Raw genomic sequence first — 26,509 nt, 5'->3', positions numbered from 1 at the left:
AATTCATATTATGACTTTTTTAGGTGAAGATATGAAATATAAAATAAAAAATAAAAATATAATAATAAAAAGTAATAATGATTTCAATCCAAAACATATTTTTGAATGCGGACAGGCTTTTAGATGGAAAAGAGAAGAAGATAATTCCTATACCTGTGTTGCAAAAGGTAGAGTTATAAATATTTTTCAAAGTAATGATGAAATAGTATTTAGCAATACAAATGAAGAAGATTTTAATAATATATGGATTGATTATTTTGATTTAAAAACAGACTATAATAATATAAAAAAAGAATTATCATTAGAAAAAACCATAAAAGATGCAGTTGATTATGGGTATGGTATAAGAATATTAAATCAAGAAAAATTTGAAACAATAATTTCTTTTATTATTTCTGCAAATAATCAAATACCTAGAATTAAAAAATCCATTGAAATTATTTCTAAAAATTATGGTGAATTCATAGAAAACTTTAGAGGTCAGGATTATTTTTCCTTTCCTAGTGCAGAAAATTTATCTAAAGTTTCAGTAGAAGAATTACGAGAAGTTGCTAGAGTTGGTTTTAGAGATAAAAGAATAATTGAAACTTCTAAACTAATAGCAAATAATGATTTTTCTATTAAAGAATCAGTTAATTTAAATAGTGAGGAATTAAGAAAGGAATTAGAAAGACTTCCGGGAGTAGGACCTAAGGTTGCATCTTGTATTATGCTTTTTTCCTATGGCAGAAGTGAAACTTTTCCAGTAGATGTATGGATTAAAAGAGTAATGGAAGAATTATATATTAAGAAGGAAACAAATATAAAACTAATTGGTAAATATGCAAGTGAAATATTTGGCGATTTAGCAGGATATGCACAACAATATTTATTCTATTATGGCAGAGAAAATGCTATTGGAAAGCTTTAATAAATATAATTAATGATAGCTACTATTAATAATTTAATGAAAAGCAAATAAAAATATGATAAAATTAATTAGATATTATTATAATTAGGAGAACTTATGATTGATATAAATGAAGTAAAAAGAGTTTATTCTTTAGCTAAATTAAATATTAGAGAAGATGAACTTGAAATAATGAAAAATAAATTTAATACTGTATTAGAATTTGCAAATAGTATTATGGAAGTAGATACAGAAGAAGTTGATATGTTAGAAATGGTATCAAATCACAAATCTGTTTTAAGAGAGGACAATGTAGAAAAAAGCGTAGATAGGGAAATGGCTTTAAAAAATTCTACAGATAGGGAATATGGATATTTTAGATTAAAAAAGGTTGTTGAATAATGAATATAAAAGAATTAAGAAATAGTTTTGTCTCAGGTGAGATTGATTTAAGATCATATTATACTAAATTAATAGAAAAGATTGAAACAAAAAAGGATTTAAATATTTTTATTTCTTTTAACAAGGAAGATATCTTTAGGCAAATTGAAAAATTAGAAGAAAAACAAAATAGTAATTGTGGTATTCTTTTTGGAATTCCCGTTACTTTAAAAGATAATATTTCTTACGATAAATTAAAAATGACTTGTGGTTCAAAAATGCTAGAAAATTTTGAGCCTATTTTTAATGCTACTGTAGTGGATAAATTAATTGAAGAAGATGCTGTAATAATAGGGAAAGTTAATATGGACGAATTTGCTATGGGAAGTTCATCTGAAACATCATATTTTGGTCCAACAAAAAATCCTATTGACAATAAACTAATTCCGGGAGGTTCTTCTTCAGGTTCGGCTGCTTCAGTCGCAGCAGATTTAGCTATGATTTCTTTAGGGTCAGACAGTGGTGGTTCTGTAAGGCAACCAGCTTCGTATTGTAATATATATGGCTATATGCCAAGTTATGGTACTATTTCAAGAGCCGGTGTAGTTTCAATGGCAAATACTCTAGACCAAATAGGAATTCTTTCAAACTGTGTTGAAGATATTGTTACAACTACAAATGTTATTGGTGGAAATGACAGTAAAGATATGAATTCAACTTTAAAAGAAAGTATAAATTTCCAAATAGAAGATAATTATAATTTTAAAAATAAGAAAATTGGTATTATTAATTTAGATAAATTTGAAATAGAGGAAGCAGTTAAAAAAGATTATGAATTAGCAGTAGATAAAATAAAATCTTTAGGTGCAGAAATTGTAGAACTGGATTTTAAATATTTAAAGTATTCTACAGCTGTATATTCTGTAGTGATGTCTTCAGAAGTAAGTAGTAATATGTCCAGATTTGATGGTATAAGATATGGATGTTTAACAGATGAATATGAAACAACTGATGATTTATATATTAATACAAGAAGCGAAGGCTTTGGTGAAGAAACTAAAAGAAGAATTGCCATGGGAACATTGTTTTTAGCTGCTGAGAATAATCAAGAATTATATAAACAAGGTCAAAAAGTTAGAAAGTTAATGTCTGATGAGTTTGATGCTCATTTTGAAAAAGTTGATATTATTTTAACTCCTACAACAACTAATTTACCTTATGAAATAGGCTCTAGAACAGAAGATCCTCTATCAGTTTATGATAGTGGCACTTTTAATGTTCCAGTAAATCTTTGTGGTCTATGTTGTATTTCTATACCTGTTAGAAAAGGTATTTCCGGTTCAATTCAATTTATTGGAAAAAGATATGAAGATGAAGAAATACTAAATGCAGCGTATTATTATGAAAGGAGTAACAATTAATGAATTATAAAACTTTAATTGGCCTAGAAATTCACGTAGAACTTTCAACAAATAGTAAAATGTTCTGTGGCTGTAAAAATGAATTTGGTTCTGCTCCTAATACAAATGTTTGTCCAATTTGTTTAGGACATCCAGGTGCATTGCCTGTTATGAACAAAAAGGCATTAGAATATGCTATAATGGCAGGACTATCTTTTAATTGTAATATAAGAAATAGTTTTAAAATGGATAGAAAAAAATACTTTTATCCGGATTTAACAAAAGGATACCAAATTACACAACAAGACATGCCTTTATGCGAAAATGGTTATATAGAAGTTCATACAAAAGATGGTATAAAAAAAATTGGACTTATTAGAATTCACATAGAAGAGGATACCGGAAAATCAATTCATAACGAAGAGGGTAATACTTTATTGGACTATAATAGGGCAGGAGTTCCCCTAATTGAAATAGTTTCTGAGCCTGAAATGTCAAATGCTGATGAAGCTAAAGAATTTTTAGAAAACTTAAAAGAAACCCTTAAATTCATTGGTATTTCAGATGTTAAAATGGAACAAGGTTCATTAAGATGTGATGTTAACATAAATGTTATAGATGAAGATAGTAATTTTAAAACTAGAATTACGGAAGTAAAGAATTTGAATTCCTTTAAAGCGGTTTATAAAGCAATAAACTATGAAGAAAAAAGACATCTTGAAATGTTAGAAAACAAAGATGAAGGATTCAAAGAAACAAGAAGATGGGATGACGCTAGTAATTCTACAGTTGTAATGAGAAGAAAAGAAGAAGGTAGTGATTACAGATTTTCAGTAGAAGGGGATATTCCTGTAACTATTGTAGAAGATGAATTTATAGAAGAAATAAAAAATAACTTACCGGAACTTCCTTCACAGTTAATGAAAAGATTTATAAAAGAATATAATATATCAGAATATGATGCAGATATATTATCAAGAAATAAATATCTTTCCAAATACTTTGAAATTGTTACAAAAGAGGTAAAAGATCCTCAATTAGTTAGTAATTGGTTATTATCTGATGTTTTACGTAGGGTAAATGAAGCAGAAATTGAATTTGAAGAAATAAAAATGGAAAGCAAAAATTTCGCTAAACTATTAAATTTAATAAAAAATAAAGATATAAACAATAATACTGGTAAAAAAGTTTTAAGAAAATTATTTGAAGATAATTTTGATCCGGAAGAATATGTAAAAGAAAAAGGACTTATCCAAGTAAATGATGATTCTGTATTAGAAAAAATAGTAGATGAAGTTTTAGCAAATAATCAAGAATCTATTAATGACTATAAAAATGGTAAGGACAGAGCTTTAGGATTTTTAGTAGGACAATGTATGAAGGCTTCAAAAGGCAAGGGAAATCCTCAAAAATTCAATGAAATGATTTTGAAAAAATTAGTTAGGTGAAAAATGAAAAGATTAGTATTGGCAACTCACAATAAAGGAAAAGTAAAAGAGATAAAAACTATATTAAAAGAACTAAATATTGAAGTTTTAAGTATATCTGATATTATATCAATTGAGGATATAGAAGAAAATGCTGATACATTAGAGGGTAATGCTAAAATTAAAGCTGAGTATATTCATCAAAAAATTGGTGGATATACTCTTGCTGATGATACAGGACTTTTTGTCAATGCTTTAAATGGAGAACCGGGAGTTCATACAGCAAGGTATGCAGGAGAAAATTGTTCTGAAAAAGATAATAGATTAAAAATGCTAAAATCTTTAGAAAATATTGAAGATAGAACAGCTTATTTTAAAACTGTTTTAGTTTTAATAGATGACAAAGGCAAAGAACATATTGTTGAAGGTATTTGTGAAGGTAGTATAGCTTTTAAAGAAACAGGTGAAGGTGGTTTTGGATATGACAAAATTTTCATTCCAAAAGGCTATACAAAAACATTTGCTCAATTAGGTTTAGATGAAAAAAATAAATTAAGTCATAGGGCAAAAGCTTTAGACAAGTTAAAAATATTATTGGTGGATGTGTTAAATGAAAGTAGCTATAATTAGTGATACTCATGGGAGCTTCGATAATGTAATTGAAGAAATTGAAAAACATAATATTGATTTAATTATTCATTTAGGAGATTTTTCTGATGATGGTAGAGACATTGGACTAATTACAAATAAAATTTCCTATGTAGTAAAAGGCAACAACGACTATTTAGCTAATAATGAATTAGAAGATCTGTTTATTAATCTTAATGGCATAGATTTTTTTATTACTCATGGTCATCGTTATAATGTTTATAGAGGCGTTGGTAATCTTGTAAAAAGAGCAAAAAAAGCTAATGCAAAAATAGCGCTTTATGGTCATACACATGTATATTTTAATGAGGTTGTTGATGGTGTATGGGTAATAAATCCTGGAAGTCCAAGTTATCCAAGATATGGAGATGATAAAAGTTTTGTTATTTTGGATTTAGATACAATGGAATTAGAAAGAATAAAATTTAGGAGGTCAAAATGGAAGCTATATTAAGCTCGAATGAGCTGGCAAAAGAACTAGAGGAAAATATTATATCTAGAGTAAAGGTTTTATCTGAAAAAGGTGCTACACCTAAACTTGCAATAGTTAGAGTAGGTGAAAATCCTAATGATATTTCTTATGAAAAAAGTTTATTAAAAAAAGGTGATGGATATGGAATAGATATCCAACAAGTTGTTTTAGAAGAAAACATTTCAACAGAAGAATTAAAAAGTGAAATGGAAAAACTTAATGTTGATGAGTCTGTTACAGGAATCATTTTATTTAGACCTTTACCAAAGCATATTGATGAGGAATTAATTCAAGAAACAATATCATGGAAAAAAGATGTTGATTGTATGTCACCATTAAATTTAGCAAAAATATTCCAAGGAGATTTTACCAGTTTTCAACCTGCAACACCTTTTGCTTCAATGAAAATTTTAGAATACTATAATATAGATTTAACTGGAAAAACAGTAGCAATAATAAATAGGTCAATGGTATTGGGAAAACCTTTAGCTATGATGGTGTTAGGTAAAAACGGAACTCCAATAATCTGTCATTCTAAAACAAAAGACCTTAAAAAAATATTAAAAGAGGCAGATGTAGTAGTTACAGCAACAGGAAGAGCAAAAAGCTTAAAAAGAGATTCATTAACTGAAGATTCAATAGTAATTGATGTTGGAGTTTCCTTAGATGAAAATGGAAAATTATCAGGTGATGCAGATTTTGAAGATTTAAAAGGTTACGTTAAAGGCATTACACCAAGATTAGGTGGAGTTGGTAAAATAACTTCAACATTATTAATGGAACAGTTAGTTACAGCAAAAGAAAATAGTTTAAAATAAAGCCAACAGGCTTTATTTTTTTTACTAAAAATATGCTATACTTCTTTAAGGTGATAATATGAAAAAAATAACTAAGAAAAAAATTATATCCTTAATAATAGCCTTATTAATTACGGCTTTTGGTGGAATAACAGTAACTGAAAATCTAGCTGATAATGTAAATTCAGATTTAGAAGTACATTTTATTGATGTAGGACAAGGAGATAGTACCTTGTTAATATCAAAAGGAGAATCTATATTAATTGATGGCGGGGAAAGGCATGCATCTTCTAAAGTAGTAAGTTATATAGAAAAATTAGGTATAAATAAAATTGATTATGTTATTGCAACTCATCCCCATAGTGATCATATTAGTGGTCTTATAGGTGTGATAAATAAATATGAAGTAAAAAATATAATAAGAAATGAAGAAGAAGTAGATAGTAAAATTTATGATAGCTTTGTAAATGCATATGAAAGTAAAAATATTAATACGATTATACCAAAAGTAGGAGATAGTTTTAAATTCGGTGAAGCAAATTTTGAAATTTTAGGACCAACTGCATACAATTTTGATACTAACAACAACTCATTAGCTGTAAAGGTCAATCATGGGGAAAATTCCTTTCTTTTTACCGGTGATGCAGAGAAACTGGAAGAATCTACATTAATGTATACAGGAGAAGAAATAGACGCAAAAATTCTTCATATAGGACATCATGGTAGTAGGAAAGCATCATCAGAAGAGTTTTTAAAAGAAGTTAATCCTGAATATGGAATAATATCCGTTGGAAAGGATAATATGTATGGACATCCTCATAAAGAAGCCTTAAATAGACTGGAAAAACATAATATTAAAACTTATAGAACAGATATATCGGGAGACATAATTATAATAAGCGACGGAGAAGAAATACTTATTAGTACAGAAAAATAATTGAAGATTATTAACAGCTTGTTTTAATAACTACAAGGTCTTTCATGTTAAATAGCTTTAGATATATTAGATTTTAGGATAGTTAAAAAAAGAAATAATGAAAAGAAGTTGGTTTGGATTATCAAATAGAAATTACCAGTTTTTTCAGGTGTTGTTAAAAAATAAATCTTTATAATGAAATAATAATGGGTATATTATTATAAACTAAATGATTCTATTTCTTAAAATTTCAAGGAGGTATTGAAATGTCAGAATATAGAGAAATTGTTATTCAGGAAGAGGAATTAAAATTAAGATTAGAACAACTTCGTGCTGATAAAAGAAAATTTGAAGAAGATATTTTAATGACTTTTGGAAAAATGTATTTAAAGAAAAAAGGATTGAGCATTGAAGATTTTACTGGACTAGAACCTGAGGAATTAGACAAATTAATTAGTAAATTAATAGATGAGGATTTAAATAATAAGTAATAATAGCAAACTAAACCAGCATAGTATCCAATATAGGATTTATGCCGGTTTTTATTTTATACTCAATTAATAATAAGAATATTTTATTATTAATTATTTAATAGAATCTTCTACAATTCTTATTAAATCCACATCTATTTCTTTTGAAAATTTTATTTTGGTAGCCGCTACATCATAATCATTTTTATATTTTAAGTATTCATCATATAATTCTTTTTTTGTAACGGTTTTATTTTTACCATCATAGACTTTTGTTTCTTCAATTCTAGCTACAATGCTGTTTTTATATATTATAGTATCTATATTTATTGTAAATTTATTAATAGGATGACCAGAACCAACACCACTGGTTAAATAAGTGTATATATTATTACCTTTTATATCAAAATAAAACTCCATGTAATCTAAATTTCGAAATTCGAAGACTCTTTCATCTGCAATACTTGTAATCAAGAATGCCTGTAACTTTATATCTAATTTATCAAAGTTATTTTCTATTGGGGTTATAACCTCTCCTCTTAATTCTCTTTCAATGTTTTTAGATACTGAATTTTCTCCACCAACAATAATTACATTTTTAATATTATCGTTATTGTCTATAAATGATTTTGTTTCTTTAGATAATGTTTTAGAATTTGTTAATAATATTACGCCATTGTTCATACTAGCCACTGGTGCAGAAGCTAGTGCATCCGGATAATCATATCCATGAACTAGGACTACAGTATTAATTTCTTTGTTTAATTCCTCTTCATATGCTTTAGCTATTTCAACAGCTGTTCCTTCTCTATTAGAACCTGCGTACCTTTTCTTTTCTGTAGTTGACTTTGTAACGCTATTAGTACCACCCAAAGCTACTGTATGAGCTGAACTAGTATTGCCTTTTTCAATTGGTATCAAAGGAATAAAATAATTAAGCTGAGAAACAAAAGGAGCTGCACTTAATGCATCTGCATAATTATTTGCATCTATAGCTGCAAATTCAGTCCAGTTTGTATCAATCCCTAAATGTTTTGCTCTTGCTTTTGCAATTTCTTGAGCTGTATAAGCCTTATTTCTACCAGCTAATCTTTCTACAGAAACACCTAGTTGTTTCAGAGAATTTTCCACTGTAGAAGTTCCACCTAACAAATATACTTTTTCAACTTCTAGTCTTTTAATTTCAGTTGTTACAACGCTAGGAACTGAATTTTTATTTACCAATAGTACCGGTGCTTCAATCTGAGTTGCTAAAGTTCCTCCGACAAGAGCGTCAGCAAACTTTTCTCCGCTTGCAACTACTGCATATTTACTTCTTTCAAATGTTTTCTTACTAGCTTCTACGGCTGTTTCATATCTACCACTGCCAGCTATTCTTTTTACATTTAATTTTTTATTGTCAGCAAGCGATGTAGCTGGTAACAAAGAACTAAATGTAAATGTTAATGCAAGCATTAAACTTAAAACTTTCTTTTTCATATCATTCTCCTTTACTTAAATATAATTGTTATTAGAAAATTAATTATTTAATCCCAATGTTTAATACATACCCAAATTAAAATAAAATTATTAATTAGAATATTTATGTATTTAATTATAGTAAACATGATAAATGCTTAAAATATTTTCTTATTATTAAAGAATGAAAATTAAATATACATGTAACTTTATTACAAGAGAAGGATTAAAAGTTTAATTGATATGGAAAAAACAATGTTTTCTAAAAAAATTAAAAGAAACATTTTTTTAACAGCGTTAATTATAATTATTCTAGATATTATCTTTTTTATAATTGAATAATATAATGGAGAAATTACCTTATGTTACATTATTCATAGATTAACTTTTTTTTATCCATGGTAAGTTGTATAATTTTACTTAATTTAGTATTTGGAGATAAAGATTAAAATAAGAAAATACAGTAATACTCTTTTAAATATAACAAGTATTACTGTATTTTTAAAATTTAACCAAATAGTTCATTTAATGATTCTGCAGCATCTGATTTTTCTTTTGGCATTGCATGAGTATATATATTCAATGTAGTTGCTATGTCAGAATGGCCCATTAATGTTTGAACTACTTTTGGTTCAACCTTATTTTCAATAGCCTTGTAGCATAAGTATGTCTTATTCCATGAAATTTCACATAGGTATTTCTAATTCTTTTAATTTTTTAGCAAAAAATCTTGGAAGCCTTCTTGGTTCTAATGGTTCACCTAATCCGTTTTCGAAAATAAACTTTTCATCTTTATAAGTTTTTCTATATCTCATAATTCTTATAGCTTGTTCACTTTTATGCTTTTTAAGTTCTTTCATTAAAACAGAGGGGATAGGAACTATTCTATTACTACTTTCTGTTTTAGGTGTTTGCATTAACAGTTCAGCATGTCTTGTTCCATCATTATCTACTACATTAACTTGTTTTAATACTTTATTTACGTTTAAAGTTCCTTCTTCAAAATCTATATCAGTCCATTTAAGTGCAGTTAGTTCTCCTAGCCTTAATCCTGTACCAAATGCAATTTTAACTGCTAATCCATAGGTAGAGTTGTCTAAATTTTCTAAAATGGTTTTTTGCTGTTCTAAGGTAAATACAGGGTATTTTTTACAGGTGGAGCTTTGGGTATGGTAACAAAGGAACAATAATTTTTTACTACTAAATCTTCTTTTATAGCATAATTTAAACATGATACAATTATTTTCTTGTAGCTATAGTTTTTTCTTTCACTATTTTATTTATATACTTTTGAAAATGAATTGTTTTTAAGTCTAATAATTTAAATTTTGCAATAGGGGATCCTTGAATATAGTTTCTATAGATACCTTCGTTTCTTGCAAAGGTGGATGGTTTCCATTCAATTTTTTTATATTGATATAACCAGGTATAACAATATTTTTCTAATGTGGTTTCACTATCTGCAGAAATTAAGCCTAAATTTAATTTGTATTTATATTCTTCCATTCTCTTAACAACATTATCTCAATTATAACTACAAAATGATTTTCTTTTAGGACTGCCATCTTCATTGGTTCCTATAATTAACTGTGCCTTATAATACTTCTTATTATTTCTTAATTCGACAAAGATAGTTCCATCAGCATTAGCTTTACTTCTTTTCTTAGCCATAATATCCTCCTTCATAAAAATAGGGGATATATGATATAATCCTATTGTGGTATTGGGATGTATATCTATATATCCTTATATTATAAAGTCCTTCATGTTACCGCATGAGGGGCTTTTTAATTTATATCTTACTTGTGATTTTCAATATAATCTTCCATTAAATATTCTGCTGAACCAAAATGCTCATTTGCAGTTGCCTTATCATATTCTTCTTTATGTGCTAAATATTCATTATACAAATTTTCTTTAGTCACTGTTTTAGATGGAATATCTAATTGGCTCCATTCATACCAACTAGAATGCACTACTCCGTCTAAATATGTTATGCTGTCTTTTCCAACAGTAAACTTGTAGATTGGGTGAGCGAGTCCAGCTCCACCATGTATTTGAGTATATAATGTATTTCCATCATAATGGTAATGAAAAGCCATACCAAATGGCAACTCTTTTAGTTCTTCTAGTCTCCAGTCACCAGTAATACTAGTGGCAACATATGCCTGTAATCCTTTATCTAACTTATCAAAATTATTTTCTTCTACTACAGGTGGTGTAACTTCTCCTCTTAATTCCCTTTCAATATTAGCTGATACTGAATTTTCTCCACCTACTATAATTACATTTTTTATATTGTCATTATTATTTATATAATCTTTTGTAGCTTTGCTAAAATTAGTTGGATGAGTTAATAATATTGCTCCGTTATTCATACTTGCTACTGGAGCTGAAGCTAAAGCATCTGGGTAATTATATCCATCAACTAATACTATGGTATCTAATTTTATATTTAGTCTACCATCGTAGGATTCAGCAATTTTAATAGCAGTTTCTTCTCTATTGGAACCTGCTAATCTATATGCTTCTGAAGCTGTTTTAGGTACTGAATTTGTTCCACCAAATACATATTCATTCACTGATTTACTTAAATCTTGACCGATATAAGGAATCATATGAGTTTTTTTCATAGATCCTACAAAAGGAGCAGCAGCTAATGCATCTGCAAAATTATTTCCGTTAACCATTGCTATCAAAGGATTATCTTCAATAAGTCCTGGCATTTTTTCAAATTCTTGTTTTAATTCACCGATTTTTTTAGCTGTTTCTAATCTGTCTTTTCCTGCTAATCTTTCAACATTTGTTATTCCGGTATTTAATGTAGATTCGACAGACTTAGAGATAGTATTTGTACCACCCAATAAATATACCTTTTCTACTCCAAGTCTCTTTATTTCATTAAAAACTGCATTAGGAACAGAGTTTTTACCAACTAATAAAATAGGGGCTTCTATTTGAGTTGCCAAAGTTCCACCTACTAATGCATCAGCAAAGCCTTCTCCACTTGCAACTACTGCATATTTAGATGTTTTAAATGTTGCCTTGCTTGCTTCTACTGCTGTTTCATATCTTCCTGAACCTGCAATTCTTGTTACATTTAGTTCTCTACTATCTGCTAATGATAGATTAGATAATAGAGTAGTAATACTTAATGTTACCGCTAATACTAAACTTAAAATTTTCTTTTTCATATAATTCTCCTTTATTTAAATATAATTATTATTCTAAATTATCAATAGCATATTGAGCTTCTTCAGCTGTAAATTTTTCACCATGTTCTGATACTAATTGATCATATATGGCTTGTTTGGACATTGACATAGTCTCTTGATAACTTTCTGCTTTTTTGAGTGCGTTTTCTTTATAATTAGTTTCTAAATTATCAATAGCATAGGTTGCAGCTTCAGCAGGGAATTTTTCACCATGTTCTGATACTAATTGATCATAGATACCTTGTTTTGACATATGCATTGTATCAGAATATGATTTTGCTTTCTTTAGAGCAGACTTATATTCTGTTGGTATAGCTTCAGTTGGTGCTTCTGTTTCCTCATTTCCTTGCTCTTTTGTATTTTCTTCAGTAACATCTTCATTATTTACGGATATTTTAACTCCTGTATTTTCTGAACCAGTTATTTCTCCATAAACTCCAATTGCAACTATTATTACAATTAATATGAACCACCATCTTTTATAGAATGGCTTCTTTACTTTACTTCTTGACATACAAATCCTCCTAAATAAATTTATTTAAACACACTAAGTATGTTTATTACAAAATAACATTATACATAACTACTTTTCCGACTATTTTAACTGTAGTAAAAATATCTTCTGTTATATCAAAAGTTATATCGGTAAATGATTCATCTGTTGATTCAGGTCTAAATATAATTTTAGTATCGGTTTTGTAGAATCTTTTAACAAAACAATTATAGTTATCATTAAATACAACAATATCTCCATTTTTTAAATCACATAAAGGAAAGTTTTCCAGTATTCCAATAAGACTTTCATTTGGAATAATTTTATTCATAGAATCTCCGTTAACTTTCATAATAATAATGTCTGGATTGTTTGCATATTTTCCTAGAAAATTATTAGGAATAGATATGCTACTGTATTTTTGTCCTTCCATATTTTCTAGATTTCCTGCAGAAACAGGATCTGGTATGTATTTATATGAATTAATTGTTTCTACTTTTCCAATTATTTCATTCTCTGGTTTTGTTAAGTCTTTAGATATTAGATAGTCTATATCAACATTAAAAATTTTCGATAATTCATGCAGTTTTTCTAAGGAAGGTTCAGAAATTCCAGACTCCCACTTTTGAATAGTGGTATATGATTTATATCCAAGTTTTTCGGCTATATAATCTTGAGACATATTCTTTTTTTTCCTTAAAAATCTTATATTATCAGCTAATGTCATAATTTGTCTCCTTTTCATATATGTTAATATACGCTAGAAAATAATTCAAGTATATTTCAAAGAAAACCAATTTACCTGAAAATATTTCAAGCCACGATTAATACTTGAAGTATATTAATGCAACACATAATTGTACTACAAAGAGGTAATGAAAATAACAGTGCTGAAATGGAATCTATTAAACGATTAATTAAACAAAGAGGTAAATAAGTTGAGAAGAAACTGGAACAAATATAGGGCTATTAGATGTGAATGTGATGGTATTAAGTTTGATAGCTTAAAAGAAATAAATAGATACAAAGAATTAAAACTTTTAGAAAGAGCTAAGGAAATATATAAGCTAGAATTACAGCCTAGGTTTTTAATACTAGATGGTTTTGAATATGAAGGAAAAAAGGAAAAAGCAATTTATTATGTGGCTGATTTTCAATATATTACAAAAGATGGTTATGAAATAGTGGAAGATACTAAAGGATTTAAAACAGATGTATATAAAATTAAAAGAAAGATGTTTTTATTTAAATATGGTGAGAGATTTATATTTAGGGTGGTATGGCAACCCTTTTTTAGACAATTTCATGTCAAACACTTCCTTGAATTTCTTAACAACTATAAAATATTTCCAAGAACTAGTCTAAGGTAAAGGTGTTGCCCAAATTAAAAAACGTAATTTGCCATAGCCTAAACCTTGAAAATATTTTTATCTATTTATAGAAATTCAACTTGTCATATTTAATTTTTTGTATTCTAGAGGACTTAGATATCCCAAAGAACCGTGTATTCTATCATTGTTATACCAATAAATATATTTTTCCAGTTCATATTTTAATTGTTCTAGATTCTTGAATTTGTGTTGATAAATTAATTCGGTTTTTAAAATTTTATTAGTTGCTTCACTTATTGCATTGTACCCTCGCTATGCTGGGGTAGACCCTCATGAGGATTACCTTTTCTACTTAAAGATCTTTGTATCTTAAAGATTTTTAAAAGGTCATCTATTATTTTATTATCATATTCACTCCCTCTATCTGAATGAAATAACTGTATTTTACTTAATGAGTATTTAGAACTAAGAAGAGCTTGTTCGATTAATTTTGTGGATAGGCTATACTAAATAGGACAATTTCATTCCGAACATGATATATTAAAAGAAATGGGAGGAATTGAAATGTCTAAGAGAAAATACTATGAAGAGAATTTTAAAAAGCAAATAGTAAATATATATAATCAAGGAAATCATACCTACAGAGAGTTAAGTGAGCGGTATAGAATCTCTACGTCTACCATTAGGCAATGGGTTGTAAAATACAATAACACGCAATCTTTTAATGCTAAGGACAATAGGACGGACGAAGAAAACAGAGTAATAGAATTGGAGAAAAGGCTAAAACAACTTGAAATGGAAAATGATATTTTAAAGCAGGCAGCACTACTACTGGGCAAAAGATAGACCTAATTATTTCTAACAAGGAGAAATACAGTATTAGTGCCATGTGCAAATTTTTAAAGGTCAATAGAAGTTTGGTATATCATCATATAAATAATGAATTATCCCTTAAAAAGACAAAAAATAAAGATATCGAATTAGTAAATCTTGTGAAGGGAATTTTCAAAGATAGCAGAAATAACTTTGGAACTAGGAAAATAAAAAATGAGTTAGAAAAACTAGGTTTTTGTGTATCTAGAAAAGTAATCTCCAGAATTATGAAAACAAATGGACTTGTTTCTAATTACACAGTAGCTCAATACAAAGTCTACAAGAGCACTTGTAACGAGGCTAAAATAGAGAATATAGTAGATAGGGATTTCAATGACAGAGACTCTTTAGAAGTAATAGTAAGTGATTTAACATATGTGAGAGTAGGCAAATCCTGGAACTATGTATGCCTCCTAGAAGATCTTCATAATAGAGAAATAGTTGGGTATTCTGCGGGTAAAAAGAAGGATGCAGGTCTAGTTGAAAAGGCAATTTTCACTTGTAAATATCCATTAGATAAAATGAAAATATTCCATTCCGATAAAGGAAAAGAATATGACAATATAAGCATTGATGAAATACTGGATGCTTTTAAAATTGAGCGCTCACTTAGTAGTAGGGGTAATCCCTATGATAATGCAGTGTGTGAGGCACTTAACAAGGTATTAAAAATTGAGTTTAAATATCAAAATAGATTTGAAAATTTGAAGAGTTACAAATGGGGTTGGCAGAATATGTCTATTGGTATAACAATGTTAGAATACACGGCTCTCTAGGCTATATGACGCCAATTGAGTATAGGAATTTGAATATGGAAGTATGGATAGCTGCATAGTTATTTGTGTTCGGTATAAAACTGTCTAAAAAAAGGTTGCCATTCCAAAGCTAAGTCAAACAAAGATTAAATCAGATCTTTATTCTTTAAATTTATCATCGTATCTTTTTACCCTTACCGATCATGATTTCACTTCTTGTTTTTATTATTTAGATTCTATCATGTTTGGTATAAAACTGCTTTATTTAGTGTAGCCTATCCAAAACAACTCAAAAATTATGAAACAAATAGATAAAGTGGTAGATAAAATAGTTTCTCTTGAAAATAACGATAATAGATTTGAAGAAGTAATAGAAAGCTTAACAGATGCTGTAAAAGAAGTAGTCACTACTAATAGAATTATGGCTGATACTTTAAATAAGATAGATTTCTATAATAGGGAACTTCATAAGAAATCGGATAGGATTTATGATGAAATAACTAAGATTGGGAGGTGATAATTTGACAATAGGAGTTGATTTATCTCAATGGAATAGTAAAAGTAATATTGCTCAAGCAAAGAAAGCAGGATTAGGATTTGTTATTGCAAGAGCAGGAAGTGGTGTTATACATTAGATAGTAAATTTAATGATGTATATAGTCAATGTAAAGCAATAGGAATGCCTGTGAGAGCATATTGGTATCTTTATGCATTAAATGTGCAACAAGCTAGAAATGAAGCTAATATATTTGTTTCAAGATTAAAAGAATCAGAAAAACGGGATAAATAAACAGCAGAGGATGTATTTAACCAAGCATTAACTGAAGTAAAGTTTCAATTAGGAAAAGAAGGTTTAGAATTATTAAATGAGAAGGTCGCTGATGTAGATATATACTTAACTTCATTAATAGAGTCAATAGTATACGAAACAAAAGCTAATGAAGTAGAGGGTGTAGGTATAAATAAAATATTGGAATTAGCTAAAAGGGAAGTAGATGAGGATGGGGTGGATTAAGTTCCACCTCTTTTTTTGTATAAAAATATAGGTTATTATATATTATGATGTTGAGTTTAGGTTATACAATAGTCAATTTACAACATGAGATATTTTGATAGATATCATGAGTATATTATAATCATTAATAGAGGAGTAAAAATGTATGAGTCAAGTAGTAGAAACAAATAAATTAATTTTTGGAATGGATATTGGCGACAATGAGTTTAGTTTTACATCTTCAATTGAAACTGCATTAATATCAGCTGAAAGTGAAATACAGAGTCTGAAAGAGACAATTACGTCAGTTGAAAGTCTCAGACCTAACTGTGATAAATTGGATTATGCATTGGCTGCTAGCTCAGGAGTTTTATGTGGTATTATTGATATTTTTTTGGTTGGAAAACCCAATAAGTCACAAAAAACAGATAAAATGAATTCACCAGCTGCTGATGTTGTTGATAGGTGGTTTGAAAAACGAATATTTGATTTTGCAAAACTTTGTGGATGGGATAGCAAAAAAGATGATTCACTTTCAACAGCAATCACCTTTCTTGAGGAAAAATTCGAAATTCCATATGATCAGCGCGGAGCTGGAGATTCAGGTAGTGACATATTCGGATTGACTCCTAGTAATCATCATTTTAAATCGCTTGGACATAATCCAACTTTGCTTGGTTTATTTTTTTCAATATTAGATCAGTTTACAAACCAATCACACTTTGTATCTGGAGGGGATGTAATATCGTTACAGAATGCTGATGGAAAATCTAAACTTAATGGTAAAAGTGTTCCTGCAAAATTATTTTCTGGATTTGTCAATTGGTTTGGACATTTGATTTCCGATGTATCTGGTTCATCAAGTAGTAAGGGTCGGGGCATGGGAATACCTTCTCCATTTTGGTCTTGGACTAATGATCTTATTGTAATAAAAAGATATTTGAATATACCTCCTTCACAGTTTGATAGCATAATAAATGAATTGGCTCTGAGTATTTATACAGAAGGATTCGATATCCGATTTCAAGCTACTCAGGCTATTCCAGTTTTTATTAATGAAATCATTACTAGATTTATGTATGCTATACGACGATTGATAAAGTATTTAGCAACAACAGATAAAACAGAAATTTCAGCATCTGATATGTGGAAAGCTTGCGAACCGTTCTCAAATGCCACAGTAAAAAGAATGCTTACAGTGGGACACGGTGTATTTTGTATGATAGATCTTAGCGATGCAACCATACGTGCATTTTCAAAAAGTAGTGGTGCTTTCAATATGAAAGAGTTTGCGCTTAGACTTAATATAGCAGGAGTGGGACGCTTCACCATTTCTTTGTATGGAGAAGTAAAGCGAGCTGTTTCAATAGGAAAAGCTGTATCCGAAGCTCAATTTGCAAGAAGAGAAATAGCCATCGTAGAAAATTATCTGAGCGGACTTTCAATCTTGTCTAAGATATATGACGATGAAAATCTTGTAGATTTTGTTGATGACTTTAAGAATAGTGATATGTATGTCCAGGCATTTCAAAAATCTGTCAAGTTGGCAGAACTTAGGAAGGTTTCTGATAATAAGATACTTAGGACAAAATCTGATATAGATTCATATTTTAGGGAGGGAGATAGACAATGAGTAAGAAAAAATCAAAATTAGAACGTACCCAAGAATTGACGGAATTAGCTATTAAAAAAACGAATAAAAAAATAGATGAGCTAGGTTTTTACACAAGTCAAATATATGATGAATTAAATACTATACAAAAAATCTTTGATGATATCAGAAATGTCCCTAGTGAAGAATGGTTGAAATATGAGGAGCTTAAAAAAATTCGTTTAAACTGGAAACAACAGGCAGAAAAAATTGAAACAGATTACAAAAATACTGTAGCAAAGAATGCAGGAAAAGGTGCAGCAGGTGTAGGGATAGGAGTTGCTTTTGCAGCTTTAGGACCTACAGCTGCAATGGGAATTGCAACAACGTTTGGAATTGCATCAACAGGAACAGCTATATCTACATTAAGTGGTGCAGCAGCTACTAATGCAGCATTAGCTTGGTTGGGTGGAGGTGCACTTGCAGCTGGTGGTGGGGGAATTACCGCTGGAAGCATAATAATGAATCTTTTTAGCCCCATTGGTTGGATGATTTCTGGAACTGCACTTGCAAGCAGTGGATTTCTTCTATGGAAAGGTAAAAATGATAGGAATCGCTTAGAGAATATCTTCATTCTTATTAGTAAACGTGATGTTAAATCATTTGAACTGGCTATTGTAGAAATAAATGAGCGTATAACTCGCATTAAAGATGAAGTTCAAAAACTTAATAACGCAATAGAAAGAATAAAAGAATTTGGACTTGATTATAACTTAATGCCGGAGGATATTCAGTACGAGTTAGGTTCTTATGTAAATTTAATGAATTCTTCTACTCAATTGCTAATTAATCCTATACTTGGACTACAGTCAAAATATACCGAAGATGATTTTAAGACATACAATTCTTTTGATAAAAACAAAGTTGATGATAGGCTTAGGTCTTTAATAATTTACCTTGCCAATCTTTTGTATAAGATAACCCTTGATGATAAAGACAAAACATTATTATGGAAGTCTTTCAAAAGAAATAAGGAGTTTTTGAAACTAGTAGAAATTTCAAAAAAGGATTTTGACTTTTCAATTATTGAAACAGTAACTGATGCTCTTCAACAAAAGTACCATTCTGAAAAAAATTAATATTATTGGTGCTAATGTAGTTGCATGTAATTTTTTAGTAAATTATATTACAATATGGATAATTAGCATTGGAGATATGTATGATTAAAAATATTCAAGAACTTATAAATTAATATCAAGTTAGAAAAACATAAAATCAGAAAACAGAATTCATAGAATGGTTAAGCAGCATCTATTAATAACGAATTAATATTTATACAATTATTGGAATTATATTAAAATGAATTAAAATAACAAAAAATTAAATTAAATTAGTTTAAAAAATAACGGTTCTTTGTCAAATGGTGTTGGTATACAATAAAATAACAAACTACTTTTATATTAGGCAGCTATATAGCTGCCTGATAATTTTCTATTGGCTTCATTAAATTTTTAATTATAAAAACTCTATTTCTAAAATTATAAAATGACCTATATCCAAAAGCTATTCTTTTTATACTTTTAATAAGATTATTAGTACCTTCCAAGGGTCCATTTGTAATGTCCGTACTTAAGGTGTTTTTCACATATTCAAAATATTCTAACAAAGTGTTTATAGCTACTTTCATTTGTTCACTTACTGTGTCCTTAAATAAAGTTAAATGTTCCCTTAATCCTTTAGAATTTTCACATCTAATATCAGATAAAAGAATTTGATAAACTTCATATGTTTTCTTTAAATTATCATCAACAGCAATAGTTTCATTTACTACATCAGATGTGCTTTTCCACTTATTAAAATGTGTCCATTTACTAAAGTGGATTATATCAAGTTTAGAAGAATCCTTTTGAATTAGCTTCCAATATCTTTTTAGTCTTTTATATTCAATAGAGGAAGTAAAAGTTTTTCATTATTTCAATCCTTGTTTTTAACAAAGCTCTGCCAATAAGATTTACAATATGAAACTTATCTAAAACTATTTGAGCATTAGGAAAAACATCCTTAATTAATGACATATAAGGTTTATATATATCTATACAAATATATTTAACATTTGCTCTAGCTTTACAGGTAAACTTTCTAAAATATTTAGTTAAATAAGGGAGAGTACGATTTTCAACAATATCCATAATATTAAAATTCTTCCTATCACCATTACAAAAGATAAAGCTCATACTGCCCTTAGCATCTTTAGTGGATTTGAATTCATCAAAACACAAAGTTTCAGGCAGATATGACTTGTTAACTCTAAAAGCCTTATAATTAGCCTCTAAAGAACGACTAACGGTATTAGAAGATACGTAATTTAACCTAGCAATATCCTTTTGACTTATTTTCATAGTTAGATTTTCAGTTATATGTAATTTTACCCTATTTGAAATAAAACAATTTTTCTCTACAATATTGGTTTTTGCTGTAAAAGTATGAGAACATTCTTTACAAAAAAATCTTTGTTTTCTTAATTTTAAAATAGTAGGATCTCCATTTAGTGGAAGAAGTTTAATATTTGATATTTTATTTCCGTGCTTAATAATTGCATTCTTGTCCATATTCCCACAAATTGGACAAATATTAGGAGTATAAGAAAGTTTAGCGTCTATAACTTTATATATTACATTGTTCTTTCTCATATTATTGCTGAATTTAATAAATTTAATATTCTTATCTTTTATTCCTAAGAAATCTAAGATATAATTACTAGTAGACATAATGACCTCCGATTGGTATTTTGTAGTGAATTTATTGTATCGGAAAAATGGTTGTTATGTCTCTTTTTTTATAAAAAAATGGTGCTGGAGAAGATTTTCTTTTTTCTTCACCAACACCATAAATTATAGAACCAAAATTAATTTTCAGCAGGTAGCACACTTATGCAAACTAAAACCCCTCAAACATTATAGTTTAAGGGGTTGTTTTTCTTATGGAGGCGGCACCCAGATTTGAACTGGGGATAGAGGTGTTGCAGACCTTTGCCTTACCACTTGGCTATGCCGCCATATGGAGCGGAAGACGAGATTCGAACTCGCGACCCTCGCCTTGGCAAGGCGATGCTCTACCACTGAGCCACTTCCGCATTGTGTTGGTGCCCGGAGCCGGAATCGAACCAGCGACACGAGGATTTTCAGTCCTCTGCTCTACCGACTGAGCTATCCGGGCGAATAGTACATTTGACTACCAATTTATGATACAATAACTTTTAAATAATGTCAAATATAATTTTGGAGATGTTAAATGTTTAATTTTTTACAAATTGTAAACTATACCGAAAAAAATTTTAATGAAGATACATACTTTGTTTCAAATGATTTTGCATTTGTTATAGATGGAGCTTCTGCAATTACCAATAAAGATAATAGTAATTATATTGTCCATAGTTTTGTTAATAATTTCAAAAAAAATCTTTCTAAGGAACTTTTTAATAAGGAAATTTCAATTGTTAAGGCTTTAGAATTAGCATTGGAAAACACTTTAAATTCAAAACTTAAAGATGAATATACTTTCAATGATGTTTCTGCAGCGATTTCCATTGTAAGATTCATAGATGATTATTGTGAAGTTTATACTTTAGGTGATTGTAGTGTCTTGTTAGAACTAGATAATACTATTAAAACTTTTAAGTCAAAAGATATTGAATTACTCGATAAAAAAGTAATTGATAAAATGAAAAATATTTCTATTAAGGAAAATATTAGTATTCTTGAAAGTAGAAAACATGATATTGTTATTAATCATCTTAAAAATAATAGGTTATTAAAAAATAAGGAAAATGGTTATTGGATATTAGACACTACTGGTATAGGTATAAAAAATGGATTCTATACAAGAATAGAAAAAGATGAAGTTAAGGGGTTTCTAATTTGCAGTGATGGTTTTAGTCAAGTCTATGATACTTTAAATATTTATTCTGATTTAAATAAGTTGTTTTTAGATTTAAAAATATTTTCAATTAATAAGGTTTTATTTACTATTTTAGAAAAACAAAATAATGATAAGCTTTTAAATGAATTTCCAAGATTTTTTAAAACAGATGATATAACAGCTGTTTATATAGGAGGAATGAATGAATCCCTTCGCATTTAACAGGAGAGTAAGGGCTGTAATTATAAGTTATAAATCATCTAAACAGTTTAAAAACTTACTTAATGATTTGAAAATAGATTATATTGAAACAATTAAATGTAAAGATTTAGACCTTCCTGTTGATGATCATCCGGATATGGTTATTCATCCAGTAAATTATAGTACTTTTGTCGTTTATAATGAACATTTTGATTATTATTTAGATAAAACAAAAAAATATAATATTAATATTATTAAATCTAAAGAAAAGTTAAATCCAAAGTATCCTAAGGATATTTTATTAAATATTTCAAGATTAAATAATTATTATTTTTATAAAAAGGATTTTATTGATGAAAATTTACAATATTTACTGGATAAAGAAAATACCGGGATTACGGTTAATCAAGGATATGCTAAATGTTCATCGATGATTATTAAAGAAAATACGGTTATAACAACTGATTTAAAACTTCACAAAATCTTTTTAAACCTTGGACTTAAATCCTATTTGCTAAATCCTAATTTTATAGATTTATCAGGATATAATACTGGTTTTATTGGAGGAACTTGTGGTAATATAGGAAAAGATGAAGTAATTTTTTATGGGAATTTAAAAAAATATAAGTATTATGAAGAGTTAAGAAAAATTTTAGAAAGAGAAAAAATTGATTATTATTATCCCAATGTTGATACTTTTATAGATAGAGGTTCAATTATAGGAATTTTAGGAGGTTAATATGAGTATAATTCAACCAAGTGTTTTACCGGGAATGATGGAATTATTACCCGAAGATCAGGTAGTATTTAATAAAATGAAAAATATTATTGAAGATACTTTTAAGAAATATGCATTTTTACCAATTGACACTCCGGTTATGGAAAAATTGGAAATTTTACTAGCTAAAGGTGGAGGAGAAACAACTAAACAGGTTTATACTTTAAAAAAGGGTGATACAGACATAGGATTAAGATTTGATTTAACCGTTCCTTTAGCACGATATGTTGCCCAACATTTTAATGATTTAACTTTTCCTTTTAGAAGATATCATATTGGAAAAGTTTATAGGGGAGAAAGAAATCAAAGAGGTAGATACAGAGAATTTTACCAATGCGATGTAGATATTATTGGAAACAATAGTATTTCCATATATAATGATGCAGAGATTCCATCTGTTATGTCAGAAATATTCTATAAATTAGGATTAAAAAACTTTAAATATTTATTTAATAATAGAAAAGTTTTAAATGGTTATTTTGAGTTTTTAGGTATTGAAGATTTTGTTTTTGCATTAAGGACTATTGATAAAATAGAGAAAATCGGAGTAGATAATGTAAAAAAAGAGCTGCTAGAGAATAATATTTCTGAAGAAACAATAGATAAATTGTTAGATTTTCTATATTTTAAAGGTAGTAATGAAGAAATATTAGAATATTTAAAAAATTTGAATATGGACAATGATCTATTTAAAGAAGGACTTGAGGAACTGGAATTAGTTTATTATAATATGATAGCCTACGGTGTTAATGAGGAGAATATAGAAATTAAACTCAGTATTACTCGTGGTTTAGATTACTACACCGGTTCTGTTTATGAAACGATTATTCCTGGTTATGAAAGTCTAGGTTCAATTTGTTCAGGTGGAAGATATGATGATTTAGCTGGAAATTATACTAAACAAAAACTTCCGGGAGTAGGCCTTAGTATAGGTTTAACAAGATTATACTTCCAATTAAAAGAAGCCAATTTATTAAACTTAGATGTGAAAATGCCTTTTGATGCAATAATCTTACCAATGAAAGGTTACGAAGGCGAGTCTATTGAATTATTGACTAGATTAAGAAAAAATGATAAAATAGTTCAAGCCTATATGGAAGGTGGAAAACTTAAAAAGCAATTTAATTATGCAGATAAGTTAAATATTCCTTATGTTATTGTTATAGGCGAAGATGAAGTTAAAAATAATTTTTATACTTTACGTAATATGAAAACAGGGGAACAAAAAACTGTTGATTTTGAATACCTTGTAAATAATATATAAAGCTGTGAAGGATCCAAGTAGTAAATTTAAACTTTAAGAGAGAAATAGACATGGCTGAAATCTATTTTAAGTAAATGAATTTATGAATACTAATCTGGAGCTAATTATTTAATTGAGAAGCAATTAGGGTGGAACCACGAATCTTTCGTCCCTACTATTTATTATAGTAGAGATGGAAGATTTTTTTATTACTTTATTTAATATTAAACTTGGAGGTAATTATGATAAAAATAACTTTACCAGATAATTCTGTTAGAGAATACAATGAAGGAGTTTTAGTAGGGGATATTGCAAAAGATATTTCTGAAGGTTTGGCAAGAGTTGTATTAGGTGCTGTTGTTAATGATAGAATTATGGGAATGCAAGAGCCAGTTAAAGAGGATTCCAATATTAGATTTGTTAAAATAGAAGATCCTGAAGGAAAAGAAATATTTTGGCATACCTCAGCACATATTATGGCATTAGCCGTACAAAGACTATTTAAAGATGTTAAATTTGGAATTGGCCCAGCAATAGACAATGGTTTCTATTATGATTTCGATACAGAACATCGCTTTACAGACGAGGATTTACCATTAATTGAGGCGGAAATGAAAAAAATTACTAAAGAAGGCCTTAAAATGGAAAGATATGAAATGTCAAGAGATGAGGCTTTGGCTTATTTTAAAGAAAAGGGAGAAATTTATAAAGTTGACCTAATTGAAAATTTACCAGAGGATGAAACTATTTCATTTTATAAACTAGGTGAATTTACAGATCTTTGTAGGGGACCTCATCTATATGAAATAAAAAAAGTTAAGGCAATTAAATTATTAAGTATTGCAGGAGCATATTGGCGTGGTGATGAAAACAACAAGATGCTTCAAAGAATTTACGGTATAACTTTTGAAAAACAAAAACAATTAACAGAATATCTTGATTTTTTAGAAGAAGCTAAAAAAAGAGATCACAGAAAATTAGGAAAAGAACTAGATTTATTTAGTTTCCACGAAGAAGGTCCTGGTTTTCCATTTTTCCATCCAAATGGTATGATTTTAAGAAATGAATTACAGAATTTCTGGAAAGATTTGCATATTAAGGAAGGTTATGGAGAAATAAATACACCAATTATTTTAAGTGAAAGTCTATGGCATCAATCAGGTCATTGGGACCACTACAAAGAAAATATGTATTTTACAAAAATAGATGATGAAGATTATGCTATAAAGCCAATGAACTGTCCTGGATCTATTTTAGTGTATAAGAGCAATATGCACAGCTATAGAGATTTTCCATTAAAGTTAGGAGAAATGGGTTTAGTTCATAGACATGAATTGTCAGGAGCATTACATGGACTATTTAGGGTAAGGTCTTTTACTCAAGACGATGCTCATATATTTATGTTAAAAAGTCAAATTAAGGACGAAATTTCTAAAGTAATAGATTTATGTGATTATATTTATTCTGTATTTGGATTTAAATATAGTGTAGAATTATCAACTAGACCAGAGGATTCTATGGGAAGTGATGAAGATTGGGAAATTGCAATTCAAAGTTTAAAAGATGCTCTGGACAGTAAAGATTTTGACTATACAATTAACGAAGGCGACGGAGCATTTTATGGTCCTAAAATAGACTTCCATTTAGAAGATGCAATTGGTAGAACTTGGCAATGTGGAACTATACAGTTAGATTTCCAAATGCCAGAAAGATTTGAATTGACTTATATTGATTCAGATGGTGAGAAAAAAAGACCTGTAATGGTTCATAGGGCAATTTTAGGTTCTATGGAAAGATTTATTGGTATTTTAATTGAACATTTTGCAGGAAAGTTCCCAACTTGGTTAGCTCCTGTACAAGCAAAAATATTACCAATTTCCGATAAATTTAACGAAAAAGCTTACGAATTAAAAGAAAAATTAATGGAAAATGGCATTAGAGCACAGGTTGATAACAGATCTGAAAAAATAGGTTTTAAAATTAGGGAAGCTCAGTTATTGAAAATTCCTTATAGTTTAATTTTAGGTGAAAAGGAAATTAATGAAAATAAAGTCTCTGTTAGAAAAAGAGACCTAGGAGATCAAGGTTCAATAGATACAGATGAATTTATTAAAAATATAGTGGAAGAAATTAAAACTAAAAGAATATAGTCTTTTAAACACCTTTAATCTTTTTTGGATTAATAGGTGTTTTTTATTACCTTTACACAATTATTTTACTATGATACCATAATAAAGTATAATGATAAATTAATTGAGG

General features: G+C 28.5%; 28 protein-coding genes, 3 tRNA genes and 2 pseudogenes. 19 read left to right on the top strand and 14 right to left on the bottom strand.

What is annotated here, in order from left to right; all coding sequences use genetic code 11:
• The first annotated feature begins 31 nt into the window (after nt 1-31).
• The 9 genes from JFY71_RS10740 (at nt 32) to JFY71_RS10700 (ending at nt 7,421) form a co-directional block, all read left to right on the top strand.
• Complete coding sequence (locus JFY71_RS10740) at nt 32-910, top strand: DNA-3-methyladenine glycosylase family protein (RefSeq protein WP_243660778.1); 879 nt, start codon at nt 32-34, stop codon at nt 908-910.
• Between the two features lie 96 nt (nt 911-1,006).
• Entirely contained in the window at nt 1,007-1,291 is a 285-nt protein-coding gene (gene gatC, locus JFY71_RS10735; RefSeq protein WP_243660777.1) for an Asp-tRNA(Asn)/Glu-tRNA(Gln) amidotransferase subunit GatC, read from the top strand.
• Nucleotides 1,291-2,691, top strand: a complete 1,401-nt coding sequence (gene gatA / locus JFY71_RS10730; protein WP_243660776.1) for an Asp-tRNA(Asn)/Glu-tRNA(Gln) amidotransferase subunit GatA — start codon at nt 1,291-1,293, stop codon at nt 2,689-2,691. Before gatC ends, gatA begins: the two co-directional genes overlap by 1 nt.
• The gene (gatB, locus tag JFY71_RS10725) at nt 2,691-4,118 is read left to right on the top strand and encodes an Asp-tRNA(Asn)/Glu-tRNA(Gln) amidotransferase subunit GatB (protein WP_243660775.1); all 1,428 of its coding nucleotides are present in this window, start codon (nt 2,691-2,693) and stop codon (nt 4,116-4,118) included. Before gatA ends, gatB begins: the two co-directional genes overlap by 1 nt.
• A 3-nt stretch (nt 4,119-4,121) precedes the next feature.
• Entirely contained in the window at nt 4,122-4,727 is a 606-nt protein-coding gene (gene rdgB, locus JFY71_RS10720; RefSeq protein WP_243660774.1) for an RdgB/HAM1 family non-canonical purine NTP pyrophosphatase, read from the top strand.
• Nucleotides 4,708-5,199 carry a metallophosphoesterase family protein gene (locus JFY71_RS10715; protein ID WP_243660773.1) on the top strand — a complete coding sequence of 164 codons (492 nt, stop codon included), beginning with the start codon at nt 4,708-4,710 and terminating at the stop codon, nt 5,197-5,199. Before rdgB ends, JFY71_RS10715 begins: the two co-directional genes overlap by 20 nt.
• Nucleotides 5,184-6,035: a bifunctional 5,10-methylenetetrahydrofolate dehydrogenase/5,10-methenyltetrahydrofolate cyclohydrolase gene (locus JFY71_RS10710; protein WP_243660772.1), complete on the top strand. Its 852-nt coding sequence runs from the start codon at nt 5,184-5,186 to the stop codon at nt 6,033-6,035. The genes JFY71_RS10715 and JFY71_RS10710 overlap by 16 nt, the downstream gene beginning before the upstream one ends.
• Nucleotides 6,036-6,093: 58 nt before the next feature.
• The gene (locus tag JFY71_RS10705; protein ID WP_243660771.1) at nt 6,094-6,951 is read left to right on the top strand and encodes a ComEC/Rec2 family competence protein; all 858 of its coding nucleotides are present in this window, start codon (nt 6,094-6,096) and stop codon (nt 6,949-6,951) included.
• Nucleotides 6,952-7,196: 245 nt separating this feature from the next.
• The gene (locus JFY71_RS10700; RefSeq protein ID WP_243660770.1) at nt 7,197-7,421 is read left to right on the top strand and encodes a hypothetical protein; all 225 of its coding nucleotides are present in this window, start codon (nt 7,197-7,199) and stop codon (nt 7,419-7,421) included.
• A gap of 93 nt (nt 7,422-7,514) precedes the next feature.
• On the opposite strand, the gene JFY71_RS10695 is transcribed toward JFY71_RS10700, so the two are convergent.
• From JFY71_RS10695 to JFY71_RS10665, 8 genes are all read right to left on the bottom strand, one after another.
• Complete coding sequence (locus JFY71_RS10695) at nt 7,515-8,879, bottom strand: cell wall-binding repeat-containing protein (protein ID WP_243660769.1); 1,365 nt, start codon at nt 8,877-8,879, stop codon at nt 7,515-7,517.
• Between the two features lie 487 nt (nt 8,880-9,366).
• Nucleotides 9,367-9,543 carry a tyrosine-type recombinase/integrase gene (locus tag JFY71_RS12075; protein WP_263457772.1) on the bottom strand — a complete coding sequence of 59 codons (177 nt, stop codon included), beginning with the start codon at nt 9,541-9,543 and terminating at the stop codon, nt 9,367-9,369.
• 1 nt (nt 9,544) lies between these two features.
• Nucleotides 9,545-10,090 carry a site-specific integrase gene (locus tag JFY71_RS10690; RefSeq protein WP_263457735.1) on the bottom strand — a complete coding sequence of 182 codons (546 nt, stop codon included), beginning with the start codon at nt 10,088-10,090 and terminating at the stop codon, nt 9,545-9,547.
• A gap of 7 nt (nt 10,091-10,097) precedes the next feature.
• The gene (locus JFY71_RS10685) at nt 10,098-10,364 is read right to left on the bottom strand and encodes a tyrosine-type recombinase/integrase (protein WP_243660768.1); all 267 of its coding nucleotides are present in this window, start codon (nt 10,362-10,364) and stop codon (nt 10,098-10,100) included.
• Between the two features lie 18 nt (nt 10,365-10,382).
• Nucleotides 10,383-10,529, bottom strand: coding sequence for a hypothetical protein (locus JFY71_RS10680; protein ID WP_243660767.1), 147 nt, complete (start codon nt 10,527-10,529; stop codon nt 10,383-10,385).
• Between the two features lie 128 nt (nt 10,530-10,657).
• Entirely contained in the window at nt 10,658-12,052 is a 1,395-nt protein-coding gene (locus JFY71_RS10675; protein ID WP_243660766.1) for a cell wall-binding repeat-containing protein, read from the bottom strand.
• Nucleotides 12,053-12,080: 28 nt separating this feature from the next.
• On the bottom strand, nt 12,081-12,587 hold the full coding sequence (locus tag JFY71_RS10670; protein ID WP_243660765.1) for an Ltp family lipoprotein: 507 nt from the start codon (nt 12,585-12,587) through the stop codon (nt 12,081-12,083).
• 46 nt (nt 12,588-12,633) lie between these two features.
• A complete protein-coding gene (locus JFY71_RS10665) occupies nt 12,634-13,293 on the bottom strand; it encodes a helix-turn-helix domain-containing protein (RefSeq protein WP_243660764.1) in 660 nt (219 codons plus the stop codon).
• Between the two features lie 211 nt (nt 13,294-13,504).
• Here JFY71_RS10665 and JFY71_RS10660 point away from each other — a divergent pair, with 211 nt between their 5' ends.
• A complete protein-coding gene (locus tag JFY71_RS10660; protein ID WP_243660763.1) occupies nt 13,505-13,936 on the top strand; it encodes a DUF1064 domain-containing protein in 432 nt (143 codons plus the stop codon).
• 75 nt (nt 13,937-14,011) lie between these two features.
• Here the strand turns inward: JFY71_RS10660 and JFY71_RS10655 are convergent.
• A pseudogene (locus JFY71_RS10655) lies at nt 14,012-14,388 on the bottom strand (transposase); the annotation flags it as partial.
• A gap of 73 nt (nt 14,389-14,461) precedes the next feature.
• Here JFY71_RS10655 and JFY71_RS10650 point away from each other — a divergent pair.
• From JFY71_RS10650 to JFY71_RS10630, 5 genes and pseudogenes are all read left to right on the top strand, one after another.
• Nucleotides 14,462-15,605: pseudogene (locus JFY71_RS10650) on the top strand (IS3 family transposase).
• A 236-nt stretch (nt 15,606-15,841) separates the two neighbouring features.
• The gene (locus JFY71_RS10645) at nt 15,842-16,042 is read left to right on the top strand and encodes a hypothetical protein (protein WP_243660762.1); all 201 of its coding nucleotides are present in this window, start codon (nt 15,842-15,844) and stop codon (nt 16,040-16,042) included.
• A 72-nt stretch (nt 16,043-16,114) separates the two neighbouring features.
• Nucleotides 16,115-16,315, top strand: coding sequence for a GH25 family lysozyme (locus JFY71_RS10640; protein WP_338041888.1), 201 nt, complete (start codon nt 16,115-16,117; stop codon nt 16,313-16,315).
• 370 nt (nt 16,316-16,685) lie between these two features.
• On the top strand, nt 16,686-18,152 hold the full coding sequence (locus JFY71_RS10635; RefSeq protein WP_243660761.1) for a hypothetical protein: 1,467 nt from the start codon (nt 16,686-16,688) through the stop codon (nt 18,150-18,152).
• Nucleotides 18,149-19,249: a hypothetical protein gene (locus JFY71_RS10630; RefSeq protein WP_243660760.1), complete on the top strand. Its 1,101-nt coding sequence runs from the start codon at nt 18,149-18,151 to the stop codon at nt 19,247-19,249. Before JFY71_RS10635 ends, JFY71_RS10630 begins: the two co-directional genes overlap by 4 nt.
• A gap of 329 nt (nt 19,250-19,578) precedes the next feature.
• Here JFY71_RS10630 and JFY71_RS12070 read toward each other — a convergent pair whose 3' ends face one another.
• From JFY71_RS12070 to JFY71_RS10610, 5 genes are all read right to left on the bottom strand, one after another.
• Nucleotides 19,579-19,992 (bottom strand): transposase, encoded by a 414-nt coding sequence (locus JFY71_RS12070; RefSeq protein WP_420846441.1) that lies wholly within the window; start codon nt 19,990-19,992, stop codon nt 19,579-19,581.
• Between the two features lie 61 nt (nt 19,993-20,053).
• On the bottom strand, nt 20,054-20,878 hold the full coding sequence (locus JFY71_RS12065) for an ISL3 family transposase (RefSeq protein ID WP_263457728.1): 825 nt from the start codon (nt 20,876-20,878) through the stop codon (nt 20,054-20,056).
• A 213-nt stretch (nt 20,879-21,091) separates the two neighbouring features.
• Nucleotides 21,092-21,165: transfer RNA gene (locus tag JFY71_RS10620), tRNA-Cys, on the bottom strand.
• A gap of 3 nt (nt 21,166-21,168) precedes the next feature.
• Nucleotides 21,169-21,243: transfer RNA gene (locus tag JFY71_RS10615), tRNA-Gly, on the bottom strand.
• 7 nt (nt 21,244-21,250) lie between these two features.
• Nucleotides 21,251-21,326, bottom strand: a tRNA-Phe gene (locus JFY71_RS10610).
• Nucleotides 21,327-21,401: 75 nt separating this feature from the next.
• Between JFY71_RS10610 and JFY71_RS10605 the strand changes: the two genes are divergently transcribed.
• The 4 genes from JFY71_RS10605 to thrS all read left to right on the top strand — a co-directional run bounded on the left by JFY71_RS10605 (nt 21,402) and on the right by thrS (nt 26,400).
• On the top strand, nt 21,402-22,250 hold the full coding sequence (locus tag JFY71_RS10605) for a protein phosphatase 2C domain-containing protein (RefSeq protein ID WP_243660759.1): 849 nt from the start codon (nt 21,402-21,404) through the stop codon (nt 22,248-22,250).
• Nucleotides 22,231-22,968, top strand: a complete 738-nt coding sequence (locus JFY71_RS10600) for a DUF6873 family GME fold protein (RefSeq protein ID WP_243660758.1) — start codon at nt 22,231-22,233, stop codon at nt 22,966-22,968. Before JFY71_RS10605 ends, JFY71_RS10600 begins: the two co-directional genes overlap by 20 nt.
• A 1-nt stretch (nt 22,969) precedes the next feature.
• Nucleotides 22,970-24,271, top strand: a complete 1,302-nt coding sequence (hisS, locus tag JFY71_RS10595; protein WP_243660757.1) for a histidine--tRNA ligase — start codon at nt 22,970-22,972, stop codon at nt 24,269-24,271.
• Nucleotides 24,272-24,492: 221 nt separating this feature from the next.
• The gene (thrS, locus tag JFY71_RS10590) at nt 24,493-26,400 is read left to right on the top strand and encodes a threonine--tRNA ligase (RefSeq protein WP_243660756.1); all 1,908 of its coding nucleotides are present in this window, start codon (nt 24,493-24,495) and stop codon (nt 26,398-26,400) included.
• The last annotated feature ends 109 nt before the right edge of the window (nt 26,401-26,509 follow it).

The organism is Miniphocaeibacter halophilus, assembly GCF_016458825.1.
Taxonomy (GTDB): Bacteria; Bacillota; Clostridia; order Tissierellales; family Peptoniphilaceae; genus Miniphocaeibacter; species Miniphocaeibacter halophilus.
This window is presented reverse-complemented; position numbering and strand designations above follow the sequence as displayed.

Excerpts from the sequence above, each read along its gene's own strand:
- JFY71_RS10740 (WP_243660778.1), top strand. The coding sequence starts at position 32 with ATGAAATATAAAATAAAAAATAAAAATATAATAATAAAAAGTAATAAT.
- gatC (WP_243660777.1), top strand. The coding sequence starts at position 1,007 with ATGATTGATATAAATGAAGTAAAAAGAGTTTATTCTTTAGCTAAATTA.
- gatA (WP_243660776.1), top strand. The coding sequence starts at position 1,291 with ATGAATATAAAAGAATTAAGAAATAGTTTTGTCTCAGGTGAGATTGAT.
- gatB (WP_243660775.1), top strand. The coding sequence starts at position 2,691 with ATGAATTATAAAACTTTAATTGGCCTAGAAATTCACGTAGAACTTTCA.
- rdgB (WP_243660774.1), top strand. The coding sequence starts at position 4,122 with ATGAAAAGATTAGTATTGGCAACTCACAATAAAGGAAAAGTAAAAGAG.
- JFY71_RS10715 (WP_243660773.1), top strand. The coding sequence starts at position 4,708 with ATGAAAGTAGCTATAATTAGTGATACTCATGGGAGCTTCGATAATGTA.
- JFY71_RS10710 (WP_243660772.1), top strand. The coding sequence starts at position 5,184 with ATGGAAGCTATATTAAGCTCGAATGAGCTGGCAAAAGAACTAGAGGAA.
- JFY71_RS10705 (WP_243660771.1), top strand. The coding sequence starts at position 6,094 with ATGAAAAAAATAACTAAGAAAAAAATTATATCCTTAATAATAGCCTTA.
- JFY71_RS10700 (WP_243660770.1), top strand. The coding sequence starts at position 7,197 with ATGTCAGAATATAGAGAAATTGTTATTCAGGAAGAGGAATTAAAATTA.
- JFY71_RS10695 (WP_243660769.1), bottom strand. The coding sequence starts at position 8,879 with ATGAAAAAGAAAGTTTTAAGTTTAATGCTTGCATTAACATTTACATTT.
- JFY71_RS10690 (WP_263457735.1), bottom strand. The coding sequence starts at position 10,090 with ATGTTTAAATTATGCTATAAAAGAAGATTTAGTAGTAAAAAATTATTG.
- JFY71_RS10685 (WP_243660768.1), bottom strand. The coding sequence starts at position 10,364 with ATGGAAGAATATAAATACAAATTAAATTTAGGCTTAATTTCTGCAGAT.
- JFY71_RS10680 (WP_243660767.1), bottom strand. The coding sequence starts at position 10,529 with ATGGCTAAGAAAAGAAGTAAAGCTAATGCTGATGGAACTATCTTTGTC.
- JFY71_RS10675 (WP_243660766.1), bottom strand. The coding sequence starts at position 12,052 with ATGAAAAAGAAAATTTTAAGTTTAGTATTAGCGGTAACATTAAGTATT.
- JFY71_RS10670 (WP_243660765.1), bottom strand. The coding sequence starts at position 12,587 with ATGTCAAGAAGTAAAGTAAAGAAGCCATTCTATAAAAGATGGTGGTTC.
- JFY71_RS10665 (WP_243660764.1), bottom strand. The coding sequence starts at position 13,293 with ATGACATTAGCTGATAATATAAGATTTTTAAGGAAAAAAAAGAATATG.
- JFY71_RS10635 (WP_243660761.1), top strand. The coding sequence starts at position 16,686 with ATGAGTCAAGTAGTAGAAACAAATAAATTAATTTTTGGAATGGATATT.
- JFY71_RS10630 (WP_243660760.1), top strand. The coding sequence starts at position 18,149 with ATGAGTAAGAAAAAATCAAAATTAGAACGTACCCAAGAATTGACGGAA.
- JFY71_RS12065 (WP_263457728.1), bottom strand. The coding sequence starts at position 20,878 with ATGTCTACTAGTAATTATATCTTAGATTTCTTAGGAATAAAAGATAAG.
- JFY71_RS10605 (WP_243660759.1), top strand. The coding sequence starts at position 21,402 with ATGTTTAATTTTTTACAAATTGTAAACTATACCGAAAAAAATTTTAAT.
- JFY71_RS10600 (WP_243660758.1), top strand. The coding sequence starts at position 22,231 with ATGAATCCCTTCGCATTTAACAGGAGAGTAAGGGCTGTAATTATAAGT.
- hisS (WP_243660757.1), top strand. The coding sequence starts at position 22,970 with ATGAGTATAATTCAACCAAGTGTTTTACCGGGAATGATGGAATTATTA.
- thrS (WP_243660756.1), top strand. The coding sequence starts at position 24,493 with ATGATAAAAATAACTTTACCAGATAATTCTGTTAGAGAATACAATGAA.